The sequence below is a fragment of the Flagellimonas amphidinii genome (assembly GCF_013090115.1).
Lineage (GTDB): Bacteria > Bacteroidota > Bacteroidia > Flavobacteriales > Flavobacteriaceae > Flagellimonas > Flagellimonas amphidinii.
The window spans coordinates 32,954-48,636 of the sequence record NZ_JABFNN010000028.1; the positions used below are offsets into that span (position 1 = coordinate 32,954).

Here is a 15,683-nt window from a genome sequence, read left to right on the forward strand (position 1 = left end):
ATGAAAGTTGCCATTTACGGCCTCGCTTTTCAAGAAGAGGACACTAGATATTTAAAAGAGCTCTTGGATGAGTTTAAACATGTTGGTGCCGTTATCTTTTTGGAAAATGAGTTCAGCAACAAAGTTTCACAGTACATTCCAGAATACAAACATGGTACTTTTACCCAAAGCGAAGGCTTGGATTCTTCGTTTGGGATGTTTGTGAGCTTTGGAGGAGATGGTACTATGTTGAGGGCGGTTACCTATGTAAAGGATTTAGGGATTCCCATAGTTGGTGTAAATACGGGAAGGTTAGGTTTTTTGTCCACTTTTAAAAAAGAGGATGTGCGTAAATTGGTTACTGAGTTTAAAGCAGGGCATTACAAAGTAGAGGAGCGGACACTGGTAGAGGTAGAACTAAATTCTGATTTGGATGAATTTGAAGATTTGAACTTTGCCTTGAATGAAATTACAGTGAGCAGAAAAGATACTACTTCCATGATTACAGTGGAAACTTATTTGAATGATGAGTATTTGACGTCTTATTGGGCAGATGGTCTTATAGTATCTACGCCCACAGGATCTACTGGTTATTCGTTAAGTTGTGGTGGGCCGGTAATAGCTCCTACAGCAAAATCTCTGGTGTTGACCCCAATTGCACCACATAACTTAAATGCACGTCCGTTGGTCATTGCCGATGATACCCAAATACGATTAAAAGTTTCCGGAAGGGAGCAGACACATTTGGTTTCTTTGGATTCAAGAATTGCTGCTATACCTAATGGTAAGGAAATCAAAATAAGAAAATCTGACTTTACCATTAAAATGATAGAATATAAATCAGAAAGTTTCTTGAAAACGCTTCGTAATAAATTGCTTTGGGGTGAAGATATGCGCAATTAAACTTTTCAAAACAATAAAAAGGACTAAAAACTGTTTAACAAAGGAGAACATGCATAACAGTACATCTATAGACCTTCCTTTACTCTAAACTTGTGTAATTTTTGGATAATATGCGGATAGTTTTGGCTATTTTTCTGTGTTGTGTGTTCAAAGTTGGTGCCCAGACTTATGAAATTGGCATTTTTGCTGGTGGAACCAATATGATAGGTGATGTAGGCCGAACCAATTTTATCCTACCCTCAGGTCCTGCCTTCGGAGGAATTTTTAAATGGAACAAGAGTAAAAGGTATGCTTGGCGTGCCAGTGTTTTATATGGTAATTTTACTGCAGACGATTCCAAATCAAGCAAATCTTCCAGACAACAAAGAGGTTATGTGGTCGATAATTCCATTTTGGAGACCTCTTTAGGGATAGAATTCAACTATGTTGAATATAATCTTCACAAACTCGGACCAGCTTTTACCCCTTATCTTTACACGGGTTTAACGTATTTTAGGTACGATTTCAATTATTTTGATGCCCTTCAATTGCAGGATATTAACCAAAAAGAAGGTAGTTTTGCAATTCCAATGACGGTTGGGGCTAAATATCGGTTAAATCAATTCTTGATTCTTGGTGCCGAAATTGGGGCTAGATATACCTTTACGGATAATTTGGATGCAAGCAATCCTGAAGGTTCCAATTTTGAGCAATTTAGATTCGGTAATATATTGAGCGATGACTGGTATGTCTTTACAGGTTTTACTTTAACGTATACCTTTGGACGCAGGCCCTGCCAGGATTGTTTTCAATAAAATGTACACTTTAGAGAACGTAAACAAGGATAATCTTCCAAAACATATAGCCGTTATCATGGATGGTAACGGAAGATGGGCCAAGCAACGTGGCAAACTCAGAATTTTTGGTCATGAAAATGGTGTGGAGTCCGTTCGAAGGACTGTGGAGAGCTGTGCAAAACTCCAAATTGAATATTTGACCCTTTACGCTTTTTCAACCGAAAACTGGAACAGGCCCAAATTGGAAGTGGAGACTTTAATGAAGCTTTTGGTGGCTTCATTACGTAAGGAATTGGAAACACTGAATAAGAACAATATTAAACTAGAGGCCATTGGAAAAATAGAAGCATTGCCATCAAAGGCCCAAAAAGAACTATCCGAGGTCATTTCAAAAACTTCAAAAAATACAGGAATGACACTCACATTAGCTTTGAGTTATGGGTCACGCGAAGAGATAAAATCAGCCGTGCAAGAGATAGCGCTCAAAGTTAAAAATAACATAATTTCACCTCAAAATATTGACGAAGCCGTTATTAATACTCATCTTTACACGCATCGCATGCCAGATGTGGACTTGCTTATTCGTACCAGCGGGGAACATAGGATAAGCAATTTTTTACTTTGGCAAATAGCGTACGCCGAATTGTATTTTATAGATATATTTTGGCCTGATTTTAGTGAGCATCATTTGGTAGAAGCAATATTAAGTTACCAAAATAGAGAACGACGATTTGGAAAAACAAGCGAACAACTTAATTAAGGGTATTCAAAACTTCAATCGACCATACCTAAAACTACTCCTTCCTTTACTACTTTTCACAGGCCAGGCATTTGCCCAGGAAACTTCCTTTGAAGATGGTAAGCAATATATATTGGGAGGACTTGAAGTCACTGGACTTCAAAGCTACAATGCACAGACCGTAAAAACATACACAGGATTGCGTATAGGTCAGCCCATTACCATACCTGGAGATGAGATTAGTGGCGTGATAAAAAAATTATGGGGGCTGGAATTGTTCAGTAATGTGGAATTCTTTTATACCAAAATTGAAGGCGAGAAGATATTTCTAGAATTGAATATTTTGGAACGCCCTACATTGGCCAATGTCACTGTATATGGTGTTAAGAAAAGAAAAGTAGAGGATATCCTAAACGATACAGATCTTAAAAAAGGCAAAAAAATCACTGAAAGCCTTATCGCCAACACCAAAAATTACCTTCAGAACAAATACAAGAAGCAAGGTTATTTAAATGCAACCGTAAATATTGCCACGGCAGCAGACACTTCTGGAACCAATACCCAGAATATGGTCATTAATGTGAACAAAGGGGATAAGGTGAAAATTAGAAGTATTGTCTTTGAGGGCAATGAGCAGCTTTCCAGTAAACGTCTTAGGAAATCTTTGAAAAAGACCAAGAAGAAGAAATTTTACCGTTTTTGGAAGAAGTCCAAATATATTGAAGCAGATTACAAGGAAGACCTTTCTAATTTGGTGGACACCTATGCGGAAAGAGGATATAGGGATGCCAGAGTCCTTTCAGATACTTTTGTAAAGGTCAATGAAAACAACATCGACCTAAAAATTAAGGTTGAGGAGGGGAACAAATATTATTTTGGAGATATCAATTTTGTGGGTAACTCAGTCTACACAGATAGACAATTGGCGCAAGTTTTAGGAATTAGAAAAGGGTCTACCTATAATGGGGTATTATTGAAAAAACGTGTTGCGGATGATTCCAAACCGGACGCAGAGGACTTGACGAATCTTTATCAAAATAATGGGTACTTATTTTCCAGTATAAATCCGGTAGAAGTTTCGGCAGTTAATGATACAATAGACTTTGAGATACGTATTATTGAAGGGAAGGAGACTTTCTTGGACCATGTTACTGTGGTAGGTAATGACAAGACCAATGACCATGTGATTTTTAGGGAATTGCGCACAAGACCTGGTCAAAAATATAGCAAGGATAATATTGTAAGAAGTATTCGTGAATTAGGTCAACTTGGATTCTTTGATGCGGAACAGATAGTTCCGGACATTCAGAACCCCGATCCTAATGCTGGTACGGTAGATGTACAATATAGTCTTGTTGAAGCAGGTTCTAGCCAAATAGAATTACAAGGAGGTTTTGGTGGAGGAGGTTTCATTGGTACTCTGGGGCTTTCCTTTAGTAACTTCTCTTTGAAGAACATTTTTAATGGAGAAGCTTATAAACCTGTTCCTATGGGAGATGGACAAACGTTTGCTCTTCGTTTACAGGCCAGTAGAACATTTAGGGTCTATAGTTTAAACTTTGCAGAACCATGGTTAGGAGGTAAAAAACCGGTTAGGTTTAATCTTTCGTTATCAAGAACCCAACAGTTTGCCACCAGTTTCAACAATAGCAATAGGATTGATGTAGATAAAGATCGTGGATTTTCTATTACTGGAATTTCTGCAGGTTTGGCCAAAAGGGTACAATGGCCAGATGATTACTTCACCATTTCCCATGCATTGAGTTATCAGTTGTATGACTTTAATGATTTTAACAATGGATTGTTCAATTTTGGAAATGGTAGTTCCAACTCTTTGAGTTATACATTAGGAATTTCTAGAAGCTCACAAGGCCCCAGTAGAATATTTCCACTTACCGGTTCCAATTTTGAGTTGACGGCTAAATTTACACCTCCTTACTCCTTGTTCAGTTCAAAGGATTATAGACAAATTAAGGATGATATCAATTCCACAACAGAAAGACTTTTGGAAATAGGGACAAACCCTTCCACACCAGAGGAGCAATTGGAGTTTGAACAATTGAGCAATGAATTGGAAAGTATGGAGGAGGAGCGATTCAAATTGTTGGAGTTCTACAAGATTAAATTTAAAGGAGATTGGTATACCCGTTTAGTGGACAAGTTAGTGCTTCGTACCAATGCAGAATTTGGGTTTTTAGGTAATTATAACAAGGATATTGGAGATGTTCCTTTTGAAAGATTCTTTGTTGGGGGTGATGGACTTGGAAACTTTACCTTAGATGGTAGGGATGTTATTCAGCTACGTGGTTACGAAAACAGTTCATTGACTCCGTACAGTACAAATCCAATTACTGGAAACCAAGAAAGAGATGGAGGGACCATATACAACAAATTCTCTTTAGAACTGCGTTATCCACTTACACTCAAGCCTTCGGCTTCTATATATGCACTATCGTTTTTAGAGGCAGGAAACGCTTTCAACAATTTTAATGAGTATAATCCGTTTGAATTAAAAAGATCTGCCGGGGTGGGGCTACGTATATTTATGCCGGCATTCGGTCTCTTGGGGATTGACTTTGGTTATGGATTCGATACAGATGCCCAACCAAGTTCAGTTGGCCCGAGCGGTTGGCAAACACACTTCATCATCGGACAGCAGTTTTAATCTAAAGAAAATAGTGTCTTAAATAACTTATAAATAACTCATTTTAAATTAATTAGTTATTTTGGCACGATATTTTCTACGTAAAAAGCGGAATCAAAGATGAATACCAAAGTTCTTTTGTCATTACTTGTTTTAATGTCTTCCTTTTATGGCTTTTCCCAAAGAGGGGTAAGAATTGGCTATGTGGACATGGAATATATTCTAGAGAATGTTGAAGAATATAGGGATGCCACAGAACAATTGAATACGAAGGCAGCAAAATGGAAACAGGAAATTGAACTCAAGCAGAGCTCCATTGAACAAATGAAAAAAGATTTAATGGCCGAGAAAGTACTGCTAACGGACGAGCTGATTGCTGAACGTGAGGAAGAAATTCAGATTTTGGAAACTGAAATGTTGAAATATCAGCAGGATCGTTTTGGTCCTCAAGGAGATTTGGTCTTACAAAAACAGCTGCTCATACAGCCCATACAAGACCAAGTTTTTAATGAGGTTCAAAAAATAGGAGGAAATAAAAGATACGATTTTATTTTTGATAAATCGGCAGATGTTGTAATGTTGTACTCCGAAAAAAGACACGATATCAGTGACTTGGTCCTAAGGGAGATAGCTCGCACCAGAAAAGTGAGCAAATCGAACAAAAAGGAGAAACAACAAAGTCGACTGGATAAGTTTGCGGAAGAAGAAGCAGAAGCTGACAAAGAAATCAGTGAAGCACTGAAAGAACGCCAGGCCAAAGCAGAGGAAGCTCAAAATGCCAAGGCCAAGGCTGCTGAAGACAGAAGGCAAGAGCAGTTGAAGTTGCGAGAGGAAAGAAAGAAAGCCTACGAAGCACGAAGAAAAAAATTATTGGAGGAGCGCGAAGCCAAACGTCAAGCCAAATTGGAAGAACGTAAAAAAGCGCTGGAACAGGAGAAGGATTCAATACAACAATAATATTGAAACACTAAAATTAACATTCAAAAATAGTAACTAAGAATCATGAAAAATGTAAAGAAAATTGCTGTAGCACTGGTTTTATTTGTAGCAGCTACAGGATTTGTAAATGCGCAGAGCAAGGTTGCACATATCAACGTGCAACAATTATTGACTGAAATGCCGGAGATGAAAGCTGCTCAATCTGAATTGAAGAAGTTGGAAGAGACATATTCTGCCGATATTAAGGGTTCAATGACAGAATTTCAAAATAAAGCAACTCAATATAGAAATGAGTCCACTTCCAAAACTCAAGAGGAAAATGAAAAGAGAGCTTTGGAATTGCAAGAAATTCAGAAAAATATTCAAAATGCTGAACAAGCTGCCATGCAACAGTTGCAGCAAAAACAGGCTGAGTTATTTGCTCCTATTTCCGAAAAAGCAAAAGCAGCCATCGAAAAAGTTGCTGCTGCACAAGGTTTTGATTATGTTATTGATGCTAGCCCAGGATTGAGCCTTATTGTTTCTAGAGGAAAAGATTTGTTGCCAGCTGTAAAACAAGAGTTGGGCTTCTAAATTATAGTACTTACAATATATTTAAACCGCTTTCTATTTAAGAAAAGCGGTTTTTTTGTGCCATTTTCAAATTAGTATCTATTTTTAAGCATGCACAAGCCTATTGGAATTTTCGACTCGGGAGTAGGGGGTACATCCATCTGGAAAGAGATTGTAAAAGCACTTCCTGAGGAAAATACCATTTATCTGGCGGATAGTAAAAATGCTCCGTATGGTGAAAAATCCAAAGAGGAAATCATTCAACTGAGTAAAAAAAATACCCGACTTCTTATAGAAAAAGGCTGTAAAATTATCGTTGTAGCCTGTAATACTGCCACAACAAATGCCATTGAACATTTGCGTGCCAATTTCCCTGTGCCATTTATTGGTATAGAACCTGCCATTAAACCAGCAGCATTGCATACCAAATCCAAAAAAGTTGGGGTTTTGGCCACCAAAGGAACGCTTTCCAGCGGTTTGTTTCATAATACTTCCAAACTTTTTGCAGAAGGAATCGAAGTCTTGGAACGGGAAGGTACAGGCTTGGTTGAGTTGATTGAAGCTGGAAAAATAGATGTACAAGAAACAAAAGACTTGCTTAAGACCTACTTAGGGCCCATGCTTCAAAAAGGAATAGATTGTTTGGTGCTGGGCTGTACCCATTACCCTTATTTAATTCCGGTGCTTCAAGAAATCTTGCCAGTCCATGTCACTATAATTGATTCGGGTGAGGCTGTGGCCAGACAAACCAAAGCTGTTCTGGAAAAAGAAGGATTGTTGACTCCGCAGGACATAACAAAACATGTATTTTATTCCAATGGGGATGTAGAAGTACTCAACTCAATGGTTAATGGCCCAAAAGTAGAGGTTTCAAACCTTGACTTTTAGTTATTATCGACGTTGATAAGTTAGATATGTGAAATCAAATTGGTGCCTATCATCCTTCGAGTGATATACTTCTTCAGCCAGCATCCATTTTGTATCATCAATTTCCGGAAAAAAAGTGTCCGCTTCAAAATTGGCATGAATTCGGGTGAGTTCAATATCAGTGGCAAATTCCATCGCCTGGCGGTAAATTTCTCCCCCTCCAATAATAAAAGCGGTCTCATCTTCTTTCACAAGATCTATGGCACTTTGAAGAGAATGTACAATAGTACAGGGAAATTTTGGAGTATAACTGTCATCACGCGTAATGGCAATGTGCTCTCGGTTGGGCAACGCCTTCGGAAAACTCTCCAAGGTCTTTCTGCCCATTATAATTTTATGCCCAGAAGTCAACAATTTAAAACGCTTGAAATCATCAGGTAAGTGCCAGGGCAAATCGTTGTTGATGCCTAGGGCGTTGTTTTCCCCAGCAGCGGCAATAATGATCAATCGCCTCACTCTTTTTTTTTTTTATTGATGTTGGACAGTGGAAAATCGGTTTCAATCTCCTTTTGAATCTCAGAAATACGATTTTTTTGTAGCTCAACAAGACGTTCACGTTGCTTTCGCTCCCATTCTTTACCCATGAACTGATGCGTCACAAATACATTGAAAGCATGTAACACAAAAAGAAATGACCAAGCTAGGATAGCCCATATAAACCAGTCGTAGGCCTCGCCATATTTCAAGATTTTGTTGATCAATATCAAGAACACGCTGCCTATCAAAAAAATGACCAGATGGGTGTACAGGCGTTTTTTTTGTTTGATGCGTTTCTGCGCATTCTCCAAAAGCTCGTGCTGTTCTAAATCTATCGCACTCTTTTTCTTATTTCCGAAGGACAACATGGAATGGCTATCTTTAACAGCAAAGATAATTGAATTGATTCCAAAACTTCGGAAATGGAAAACTTAAGAAAGAAATTCCCTGTACTCAACCAATGCATTTATGCCAATACCGCTGCTACCGGATTGCTAAATGAAGATTTAATGGAATGGCGACAAGGCCATGATTTGGATTATTTGATTGGGGGCAGTACCATGAAAATGAAGAGTTTTGAGAAGATACCCGAAATAAGGGAGGTAATAGGGAGTTTTTTTAAATGCAAAGCTGAAAATGTGGCCTTGGTCCCCAATTTTAGTTTTGGATTCAATACATTGTTGGAAGGGCTGCCTAAAAATCAGCACATACTCCTACTTAAAGATGATTATCCATCCCTGAATTGGCCCTTTGAAACCCGAAATTTTAATAGGGAGTATGTTGAGATTAATGAGCACTTTGAAAAAAACATTATTGAGAAAGTAAAAACTGGAAAGTTTGATGTTTTGGCCTTGAGTGTAGTACAATGGATCAATGGTATAAAAATCAGTCTTGATTTTCTAAAAGATTTAAAAAAGGACTATCCCAATCTAACCATCATAGTGGATGGTACTCAATTTTGTGGAACCGAGCCATTTAATTTTGAAGATTCTGGAATTGATATCTTATTGGCAAGCTCCTATAAATGGTTGTTGGCGGGCTTTGGAAATGGATTTGCTTTAGTGAAAGATGAGGTAAAAGAGCGTTTTGATTTGAAATGTATTGGGAATGGCTCCGTGGACAGGGACGCATCTAAACGTAATAATATCCCTTTTTGCAAACACTTAGAACCTGGACACTTGGATACCTTAAATTTTGGTAGCCTCAGATTTTCCTTGGAGTTTTTGGATAGTATAGGTGTGAATCATATTAAAGCACAATTGGATAAACTAGGGCAAAAAGCAAAAGCGGAACTTTCTGCCCTGGGGCTATTGGAACAAAAAGTTGTCAACAGAGCACAGCACAGTACTATTTTCAACATTAAAGGTGACCAACAGTTATTCAAAAAATTGAGTGATGAAGATATTGTTTGTTCCATGCGCGGAGACGGCATTCGGTTGAGTTTTCATTTCTATAATACTGAGGACGAAATAGATGCGATTGTGAAAATATTACATTCCAATTGACAAAAATCATATTTTGAAAAAAAAAGGACACTAATTTTGTAAAGGTAATCCTATTGTTATGGGCATTTTATCAATATGATAAATCGAACTTAACTAATTGTAAATAAGTCGTTTTATCTATTGCTTTGCCCTATAATTTCTAAAAGAATTGTGTCATGGCAATAAAGAAACAATACTTAAAGAGCAAGCCTGTTTGTAAAGTTACATTTACTGTGCCTGCAGAAGAAGCAAAAAAAGTAGCAGTTGTTGGAGATTTCAATAACTGGAACCCTAAAGGAAGCACCCTTAAAAAATTAAAGAACGGGACCTTTAAAGGAACTTTTGACCTTCCAATGGAGAATACCTACGAGTTCAGATACATTGTAGATGGGGCTTACATCAACGATGAAGCTGCAGATCGTTACCAATGGAATGACTACGCAGGTGCCGAAAACGCTGTTCTAGAGCTATAAAACTGAGAAAACCATTGGGGAATTATTATTCCTCAATGGTAACTCCTTTCCAAAAGGCAACATATCCTTTAATGGATTTGGCCAATTCACTGGTTTCTGGATAAAACCAGGCTGCATTAGGGTTTTCTTTGCCATCTACTGCAATGGTATAGTAGGAAGCCACACCTTTCCAAGGACAAGTGGTGTGTGTTTCGCTTGCTTTAAAAAATTCCTTGTTGATGGTTTCCGGTGGAAAATAATGATTGTTTTCAATTACAACAGTATTATTACTCTCGGCAATTACGGTATTGTTCCAAATGGCTTTCATAGCTTATTTTTTAAATAAATAGTTTTTATAATTTTCTTGGGCATCTGAAAAGGATTGTACTATTTTGAGTCCAGCCTCTCCTGCCAACCATTCCACTACTTCGTCGTCATATTTTTGGGAAATTTCAGTGTGGATTGTTTCCCAACGTTTAAAAGTTACCTCAAGTTCCAAACTTGAAATAGAAACCTTTTGGTCCTCCTTGGAAACCAAATAGCTTTTAGCGGTACCTGTTTCGGGGTCGTATACTTCCCAATGCAGAAACTTATCCAAATCAAAATTCCCACCGATTTCCTTATTGATTCTGGTCAACACATTTTTATTGAAAGCCTCAGTAATGCCAGTTTTGTCGTTGTAGGCATCCAATATGGTCTGCGGATTTTTTTTCATATCAAAACCAATGAAAATATAATCCTGTTCATTGATGGAATCTTGTAGGTTTCGCAAAAATTCTACAGCTTTTTCATGCAAAAGATTACCAATGTTAGATCCCAAAAACAAGATGACTTTCCTCTTTTCATTAATCTTATTAATGTCCCTCAATGTGTTAAAATAAGTACCCTGAATGGGATTTACTTCAACAGCTGGAATCTCTTGGGTAATAGTGGTCTCTAAATTGTCCAACGCATTTTGACTGATGTCTATTGGGCGATAATCGAAAGAAAGTTGTTGCTCAACAAGATGCTGCAGCAAGATTTTGGTCTTTTTCCCGTCTCCAGCACCCAATTCAAACAGGCTGAAGGGTCCGTTCTTTGCAAAAAGTTGAACAATATCCTCTTTGTGTTTCTGTAAAATATTGAACTCACAATCTGTAAGGTAATATTCTGGCATGGCCATGATATCCTGAAAGAGTTTATCGCCTACTTCGTCATAAAAGTATTTGGAGGATAGATATTTAGGATAAGCCGTTAGGCCCTCATAGACCTCTTGTTCGAAAACTGAGGTGAAGGTTGGTATGTTTTTGTCCTGCATATGCGCTATGTCGTAATTATTTGGCCAACCTTATCCCGGTAAATTGCCATCTTAATTGCGGATGAAAAAAATTTCTGTAAGTGGATCTTGTATGTTTTTCAGGTGTGGCTACGGAACTTCCCCGAAGTACTTTTTGATTGACCATAAATTTACCGTTGTATTCGCCTAAAGCACCGTCTGCTTTTTGATAATTAGGGTAGGGAAGGTAGGCACTTTCTGTCCACTCCCAACGTTTGCCCCAAGGAAAAAAGGACTGTGCCGCCTCCCATTCAAATTCGGTAGGGAGTCTAAGACCTTTCCATTGTGCATAGGCGAAAGCTTCGTAATAGGAAATGTGGGCAATTGGTGCAAACGGGTCAATTTTTGTCAATCCCAATGTAGTGTAATGATGCCATCCTTCATCAACATGGTGCCAATATAAAGGGGAAGAAATACCATTTTGGTTCACCCAATCCCAACCCTCAGCATGCCAAAGATCAAAACGGTTATATCCACCAGCATCAATAAATGCCATGTATTCAGCATTTGTAACCAATTTATTGGAAATAAGATAGGGTTGTAAATAGACTTTGTGCTTGCCCAATTCATTATCGTAGCAAAATTCTTTGGAGTCATGACCGATTTGATAAATACCCTCTTCCATGGAAATCCAATCTTGTTGATGGGTTTCCACGGGATGGTCTACAAATCGGTCTGAGTAGGGAGGAAGCAACGGATTGTTTCCTAAAATATATTTAATGTCTGACAACAACAATTCTTGGTGTTGCTTTTCATGATGGATGCCAATTTCCAATAATGCATTGAGGTCATCATTTTGTGCTTGTGAGAAAAGTGCTTTGATGCCTTCGGTTACATAGTTCCGATATTCATACACCTTTTTTACCGATGGTCTTGATAAATTTCCTCTATCTGAGCGAACAATACGTTTCCCCACAGTTTCATAGTAGCTATTGAACACAAATGAAAAGTCATCGTCAAAAAGCTGATAACCTTTGGCTTGAGGTTTCAGGATGAATTCCTCAAAAAACCAAGTAGTATGTCCTAAGTGCCATTTGGGAGGACTTACATCCACAACTGGTTGAACCACATAGTCCTCAATTTCAAGAGGTTCACAAAGGATTTCTGAATGTTTGCGGGTTTCCAGAAAGAAATCCAATAGGGAATCGGTAAGAATCATGATAACGACTTTACTCTTTAAAGATAGTGAATAATGGATTAGGCCATGGAGTAAACCGGAAGGCTAAAAGAGAAAGAAGTACCTTCTTCAGGTTTGCTGAACACCCTGATTCGGCTATCGTGAATCTCCATGATTTTTTTGACAATCGCTAAGCCCAAACCAGCTCCAGCCTTTTCCTGTCCGGTTTTTGTTTGTCGGTACCGCTCAAAAATCAATGCTTGGTTGTCTTTCTTTATACCAGGGCCAGAATCTTGGATGGTCACCTGTACATCGTTGTCCAAAGTTTCAATTTTTACAGTGACCTTGCCACCTTCGGGAGTGAATTTAAGTGCATTGTCCATAAGATTTTGAATGGCACGCTCTACAAGAGAGATGTCAGCAAAAACCAAGGGAATGCCCTCTTTCATGCTCAATTGAAGATCAATGTTCTTTTTCTCGGCCAAAAGGGAATAATTTCTGTGGATGTCATTGGCCAATTCACTGATCAAGAAGGGTTCTTTTTCAGGTTGAATCTGGTTGGCCTCCAACTTGGAGTATTCAAAAAGTTGTGAGACCAATTTGGAGATTCGCTCACTGCTTCGGGTTACCGTTTGAAGGTATTTGGCACGTTCTTCAGCAGAAAGCTCAGAATCCTTCATGTGCAGTGTTTCAATATAGCCTTGTATAATGGATAGTGGTGTCCTAAGGTCGTGGGAAATATTGGCAATCAGCTCTTGTCGTAACTGTTCTACGGATTTTATTTTTTCAATATCAGATAAAATGGTATCCGCCATACTGTTGTAGGTGCTGGCCACATTGGCAAGATCGGTTTTTTCAGCATTTTCTATGCGATATTCCAAATCCCCTTGTTGAAAACGTTTGGCCGCATAGATAATTTTTCGGAGACTTCGGGTGAGATACCAAATGGCCAATATTCCCAAGAGCGTGGCAAAAATCAAGGTCAGAATAGATCCGCCTAGCCCCAATCGCATAAAATAGCTGTTAAAGAGGTCACTTCTTGTGGCCAAAAAGTCTTCTCCTGCTAAAATAATGTACACGTAACCTTCATGACCATTCTTGGAAAAATGGGCTGCCGAAAAAATGGTCTGTTTGGATAAGTCCTTGGGGTCGTCACCTAAAATATAGTTGCTACCCTTTTCATTGATGAATTTTTTTATTGGAGCAAGGTCCACTTTTTTCTGTTGGGTCTCGGGAGCATCATGATCTAGCACAACGGAGTACTGAACATAACCGTCATTGTCCAAAAGATAAACTTCAATGGCTCTGTTTACGGCCATCATATCGTGCATCAAATCTCCAAAAAGTTCTTTGTTCACAGCTCCTGTTGAATCAAAAGGATGGGTATTCCTGAATTTTTCATCAATTAGGTCCTGCGCTAAATTGGCATGCAATCGCTGAGTGGTCTCATAAAAATATTTATTGGACAGATAAATGGAAGTGATGGTATATCCAATACCTGCCAATAACAGTATGGCCAAAAAAGAAAGCGTTAGTTTTAGAATGAATCGTATGGAAAGAATGTTGTTTTTCATGGTTTGGTCTGGTTAAGCTTCCACTAGCTCTTCGTTGAATTTATACCCCACGCCCCAAGTGGTAAGAATAAATTTAGGGTTGCTCATATCTGGTTCTATTTTGGAACGTAGCCTGTTGATGTGCGAGTTCACCGTATGTTCATAACCTTTAAAGTCATAACCCCAAATCATATTGAGCAGTTTGGAACGATCATAGCTTTTTCCGGGATTGGTGGATAGCAAAACCAAAAGTTCAAATTCTTTAGGGGACAGTTCAATTTTTTTGCCGTCCAAAAGCACTTTGCGCATATCAATGTCGATGGAAAGGATATCGAATTCCATCAGTTTTGGGTTTTTGTCAGTAGTTGGCTCAGGAATATCCATTTTCTGTCTTCTAAAAATGGCTTTGACCCTAGCGATGAACTCTCGAACGCTGAAAGGTTTGGTCAAGTAATCATCAGCGCCTACTTCTAATCCCAACACCTTGTCTATTTCTTCAGAACGGGCCGTAAGCATCATTATAGGCGATTTAATATCGCGTGCCCTGATTTTCTGACAGATTTCAATGCCATCCATTCCGGGAAGCATCACATCCAAAATAATAAGGTCAGGATATTCATTGATGGCCTTTTGTAACCCAACATCACCACGGTCGGCTGTCAATACCGAACAACCTAAATCTTTAAGATGTATTTCCAAAAGACGAATGATCTCAAGATCATCCTCAACAATCAGCACTTTTTTCATGGTTCAACAAATAAAAATGTAAAGTATCACAGAAAGTTCACCATTTTTCCTAAAGCTTCACACAGTATTCTATTAACAGTCAATTTTTAAGGCGATTCTTTACAAAATATACTGATTTTTAATTCAAAATACTGATAATCAGTAAATAATGAATCTTTATTTTTTTGTGATACTTCCGCAACAACTTCCCGCTTCATTTGTGGTGCAATTTAAAACAACAAGAAAATGAGCAGCTTACGATCTATTATGACATTATTGGGCATTGGATTGATTTTGATTTCATGTGATTCAGAATCTGATGATGCGCCATTAGCACTAAACGCAGGAATTCTATCGGGAGGACCCTTCACATTCACCGTGGATGGAACTCCAGATATGGTTAGCGGAATTACTTTGGACGAATCCAATGTAGTGGGAACCAATCAAGGGTATGTAATTACAGATGATCAGAACAACATTTTGGGCTTGCCACCAACTTTGGCAGCACTAGAAGGTGTTGATTTTGATGGAGCCGGGACAGGTATTTGCTTTATTTGGCATATTGTTTATGAAGCTGGACTTTCTGGCTTGGAAACAGGTGCCAATACCAATGGTTTATCTGGTGAATATGATTTGTCGAATTCCATTATGGTCACCAGAAATGGCCTTAATGCAGGGACGCTTTCCGGAGGCCCTTTCACTTTTATGGTAGATGGAACTCCAGACATGGTAAGTGGAATTACCTTGGATGACACTAATCTGAACGGAGCCAATCAAAGGTATGTGATCACAGATGACCAGAACAACATTTTGGGCTTGCCACCAACTTTGGAAGCATTAGAAGGTGTTGATTTTGATGGAGCCGGAGCAGGTATTTGCTTTATTTGGCATTTAACTTACGAAGATGGGTTAACTGGCTTGGAAGCAGGCAACAATGTATCCGATTTAGATGGAAATTACGCCTTGTCCAATTCCATTATGGTGACAAGAAATGGTCTTAATGCAGGAACATTATCTGGTGGTCCTTTCACTTTTACGGTGGATGGAACTCCAGACATGGTAAGTGGCATTACCTTGGATGACGCCAATTTGAACGGAAC

16 protein-coding genes and 1 pseudogene are annotated in these 15,683 nt (G+C 38.6%); 10 read left to right on the plus strand and 7 right to left on the minus strand.

Annotation, left to right across the window (positions count from 1 at the left end; genetic code table 11):
• The 7 genes from HJC33_RS06485 (at position 1) to murI (ending at position 7,420) form a co-directional block, all read left to right on the plus strand.
• The gene (locus tag HJC33_RS06485) at positions 1 to 882 is read left to right on the plus strand and encodes an NAD kinase (RefSeq protein ID WP_171657998.1); all 882 of its coding nucleotides are present in this window, start codon (positions 1 to 3) and stop codon (positions 880 to 882) included.
• A gap of 110 nt (positions 883 to 992) precedes the next feature.
• Entirely contained in the window at positions 993 to 1,676 is a 684-nt protein-coding gene (gene porG, locus HJC33_RS06490) for a type IX secretion system protein PorG (RefSeq protein WP_171657999.1), read from the plus strand.
• Position 1,677: 1 nt separating this feature from the next.
• Complete coding sequence (locus HJC33_RS06495) at positions 1,678 to 2,418, plus strand: isoprenyl transferase (protein ID WP_171658000.1); 741 nt, start codon at positions 1,678 to 1,680, stop codon at positions 2,416 to 2,418.
• Positions 2,390 to 5,062: a BamA/OMP85 family outer membrane protein gene (locus HJC33_RS06500; protein ID WP_171658001.1), complete on the plus strand. Its 2,673-nt coding sequence runs from the start codon at positions 2,390 to 2,392 to the stop codon at positions 5,060 to 5,062. The genes HJC33_RS06495 and HJC33_RS06500 overlap by 29 nt, the downstream gene beginning before the upstream one ends.
• A 99-nt stretch (positions 5,063 to 5,161) precedes the next feature.
• Positions 5,162 to 5,998, plus strand: coding sequence for an OmpH/Skp family outer membrane protein (locus HJC33_RS06505; protein ID WP_171658002.1), 837 nt, complete (start codon positions 5,162 to 5,164; stop codon positions 5,996 to 5,998).
• A gap of 45 nt (positions 5,999 to 6,043) precedes the next feature.
• Positions 6,044 to 6,553, plus strand: a complete 510-nt coding sequence (locus HJC33_RS06510) for an OmpH/Skp family outer membrane protein (RefSeq protein WP_171658003.1) — start codon at positions 6,044 to 6,046, stop codon at positions 6,551 to 6,553.
• Between the two features lie 90 nt (positions 6,554 to 6,643).
• Positions 6,644 to 7,420, plus strand: a complete 777-nt coding sequence (gene murI, locus HJC33_RS06515) for a glutamate racemase (RefSeq protein WP_171658004.1) — start codon at positions 6,644 to 6,646, stop codon at positions 7,418 to 7,420.
• Between the two features lie 3 nt (positions 7,421 to 7,423).
• On the opposite strand, the gene HJC33_RS06520 is transcribed toward murI, so the two are convergent.
• Together HJC33_RS06520 and HJC33_RS06525 are read right to left on the minus strand one after the other, a co-directional pair.
• Positions 7,424 to 7,915: a dihydrofolate reductase gene (locus HJC33_RS06520; RefSeq protein ID WP_171658005.1), complete on the minus strand. Its 492-nt coding sequence runs from the start codon at positions 7,913 to 7,915 to the stop codon at positions 7,424 to 7,426.
• Positions 7,912 to 8,304, minus strand: coding sequence for a 2TM domain-containing protein (locus tag HJC33_RS06525; protein WP_171658006.1), 393 nt, complete (start codon positions 8,302 to 8,304; stop codon positions 7,912 to 7,914). The genes HJC33_RS06520 and HJC33_RS06525 overlap by 4 nt, the downstream gene beginning before the upstream one ends.
• Before the next feature lie 54 nt (positions 8,305 to 8,358).
• Between HJC33_RS06525 and HJC33_RS06530 the strand changes: the two genes are divergently transcribed.
• Positions 8,359 to 9,441 carry an aminotransferase class V-fold PLP-dependent enzyme gene (locus tag HJC33_RS06530; protein ID WP_171658007.1) on the plus strand — a complete coding sequence of 361 codons (1,083 nt, stop codon included), beginning with the start codon at positions 8,359 to 8,361 and terminating at the stop codon, positions 9,439 to 9,441.
• A 155-nt stretch (positions 9,442 to 9,596) separates the two neighbouring features.
• A complete protein-coding gene (locus HJC33_RS06535; protein ID WP_171658008.1) occupies positions 9,597 to 9,893 on the plus strand; it encodes an isoamylase early set domain-containing protein in 297 nt (98 codons plus the stop codon).
• A gap of 25 nt (positions 9,894 to 9,918) precedes the next feature.
• On the opposite strand, the gene HJC33_RS06540 is transcribed toward HJC33_RS06535, so the two are convergent.
• The 5 genes from HJC33_RS06540 to HJC33_RS06560 are packed head-to-tail and all read right to left on the minus strand — an operon-like array spanning position 9,919 to position 14,604.
• Positions 9,919 to 10,200: a DUF427 domain-containing protein gene (locus HJC33_RS06540; RefSeq protein WP_171658009.1), complete on the minus strand. Its 282-nt coding sequence runs from the start codon at positions 10,198 to 10,200 to the stop codon at positions 9,919 to 9,921.
• 3 nt (positions 10,201 to 10,203) lie between these two features.
• Positions 10,204 to 11,169, minus strand: coding sequence for an L-histidine N(alpha)-methyltransferase (gene egtD / locus HJC33_RS06545; RefSeq protein ID WP_171658010.1), 966 nt, complete (start codon positions 11,167 to 11,169; stop codon positions 10,204 to 10,206).
• A gap of 16 nt (positions 11,170 to 11,185) precedes the next feature.
• Complete coding sequence (gene egtB / locus HJC33_RS06550) at positions 11,186 to 12,346, minus strand: ergothioneine biosynthesis protein EgtB (RefSeq protein WP_171658011.1); 1,161 nt, start codon at positions 12,344 to 12,346, stop codon at positions 11,186 to 11,188.
• Positions 12,347 to 12,384: 38 nt separating this feature from the next.
• Positions 12,385 to 13,878, minus strand: a complete 1,494-nt coding sequence (locus HJC33_RS06555) for a sensor histidine kinase (protein ID WP_171658012.1) — start codon at positions 13,876 to 13,878, stop codon at positions 12,385 to 12,387.
• A 12-nt stretch (positions 13,879 to 13,890) separates the two neighbouring features.
• A complete protein-coding gene (locus HJC33_RS06560; RefSeq protein ID WP_171658013.1) occupies positions 13,891 to 14,604 on the minus strand; it encodes a response regulator transcription factor in 714 nt (237 codons plus the stop codon).
• Between the two features lie 225 nt (positions 14,605 to 14,829).
• On the opposite strand from HJC33_RS06560, the pseudogene HJC33_RS06565 reads away from it, so the two are divergent.
• Positions 14,830 to 15,683 (plus strand): annotated as a pseudogene (locus HJC33_RS06565) (hypothetical protein); the annotation flags it as partial.

What these genes read in the sequence shown, in the direction of transcription:
- HJC33_RS06485 (WP_171657998.1), top strand. Translation starts at nt 1, where the DNA reads ATGAAAGTTGCCATTTACGGCCTCGCTTTTCAAGAAGAGGACACTAGA.
- porG (WP_171657999.1), top strand. Translation starts at nt 993, where the DNA reads ATGCGGATAGTTTTGGCTATTTTTCTGTGTTGTGTGTTCAAAGTTGGT.
- HJC33_RS06495 (WP_171658000.1), top strand. Translation starts at nt 1,678, where the DNA reads ATGTACACTTTAGAGAACGTAAACAAGGATAATCTTCCAAAACATATA.
- HJC33_RS06505 (WP_171658002.1), top strand. Translation starts at nt 5,162, where the DNA reads ATGAATACCAAAGTTCTTTTGTCATTACTTGTTTTAATGTCTTCCTTT.
- HJC33_RS06510 (WP_171658003.1), top strand. Translation starts at nt 6,044, where the DNA reads ATGAAAAATGTAAAGAAAATTGCTGTAGCACTGGTTTTATTTGTAGCA.
- murI (WP_171658004.1), top strand. Translation starts at nt 6,644, where the DNA reads ATGCACAAGCCTATTGGAATTTTCGACTCGGGAGTAGGGGGTACATCC.
- HJC33_RS06525 (WP_171658006.1), bottom strand. Translation starts at nt 8,304, where the DNA reads ATGTTGTCCTTCGGAAATAAGAAAAAGAGTGCGATAGATTTAGAACAG.
- HJC33_RS06530 (WP_171658007.1), top strand. Translation starts at nt 8,359, where the DNA reads ATGGAAAACTTAAGAAAGAAATTCCCTGTACTCAACCAATGCATTTAT.
- HJC33_RS06535 (WP_171658008.1), top strand. Translation starts at nt 9,597, where the DNA reads ATGGCAATAAAGAAACAATACTTAAAGAGCAAGCCTGTTTGTAAAGTT.
- HJC33_RS06540 (WP_171658009.1), bottom strand. Translation starts at nt 10,200, where the DNA reads ATGAAAGCCATTTGGAACAATACCGTAATTGCCGAGAGTAATAATACT.
- egtD (WP_171658010.1), bottom strand. Translation starts at nt 11,169, where the DNA reads ATGCAGGACAAAAACATACCAACCTTCACCTCAGTTTTCGAACAAGAG.
- egtB (WP_171658011.1), bottom strand. Translation starts at nt 12,346, where the DNA reads ATGATTCTTACCGATTCCCTATTGGATTTCTTTCTGGAAACCCGCAAA.
- HJC33_RS06555 (WP_171658012.1), bottom strand. Translation starts at nt 13,878, where the DNA reads ATGAAAAACAACATTCTTTCCATACGATTCATTCTAAAACTAACGCTT.
- HJC33_RS06560 (WP_171658013.1), bottom strand. Translation starts at nt 14,604, where the DNA reads ATGAAAAAAGTGCTGATTGTTGAGGATGATCTTGAGATCATTCGTCTT.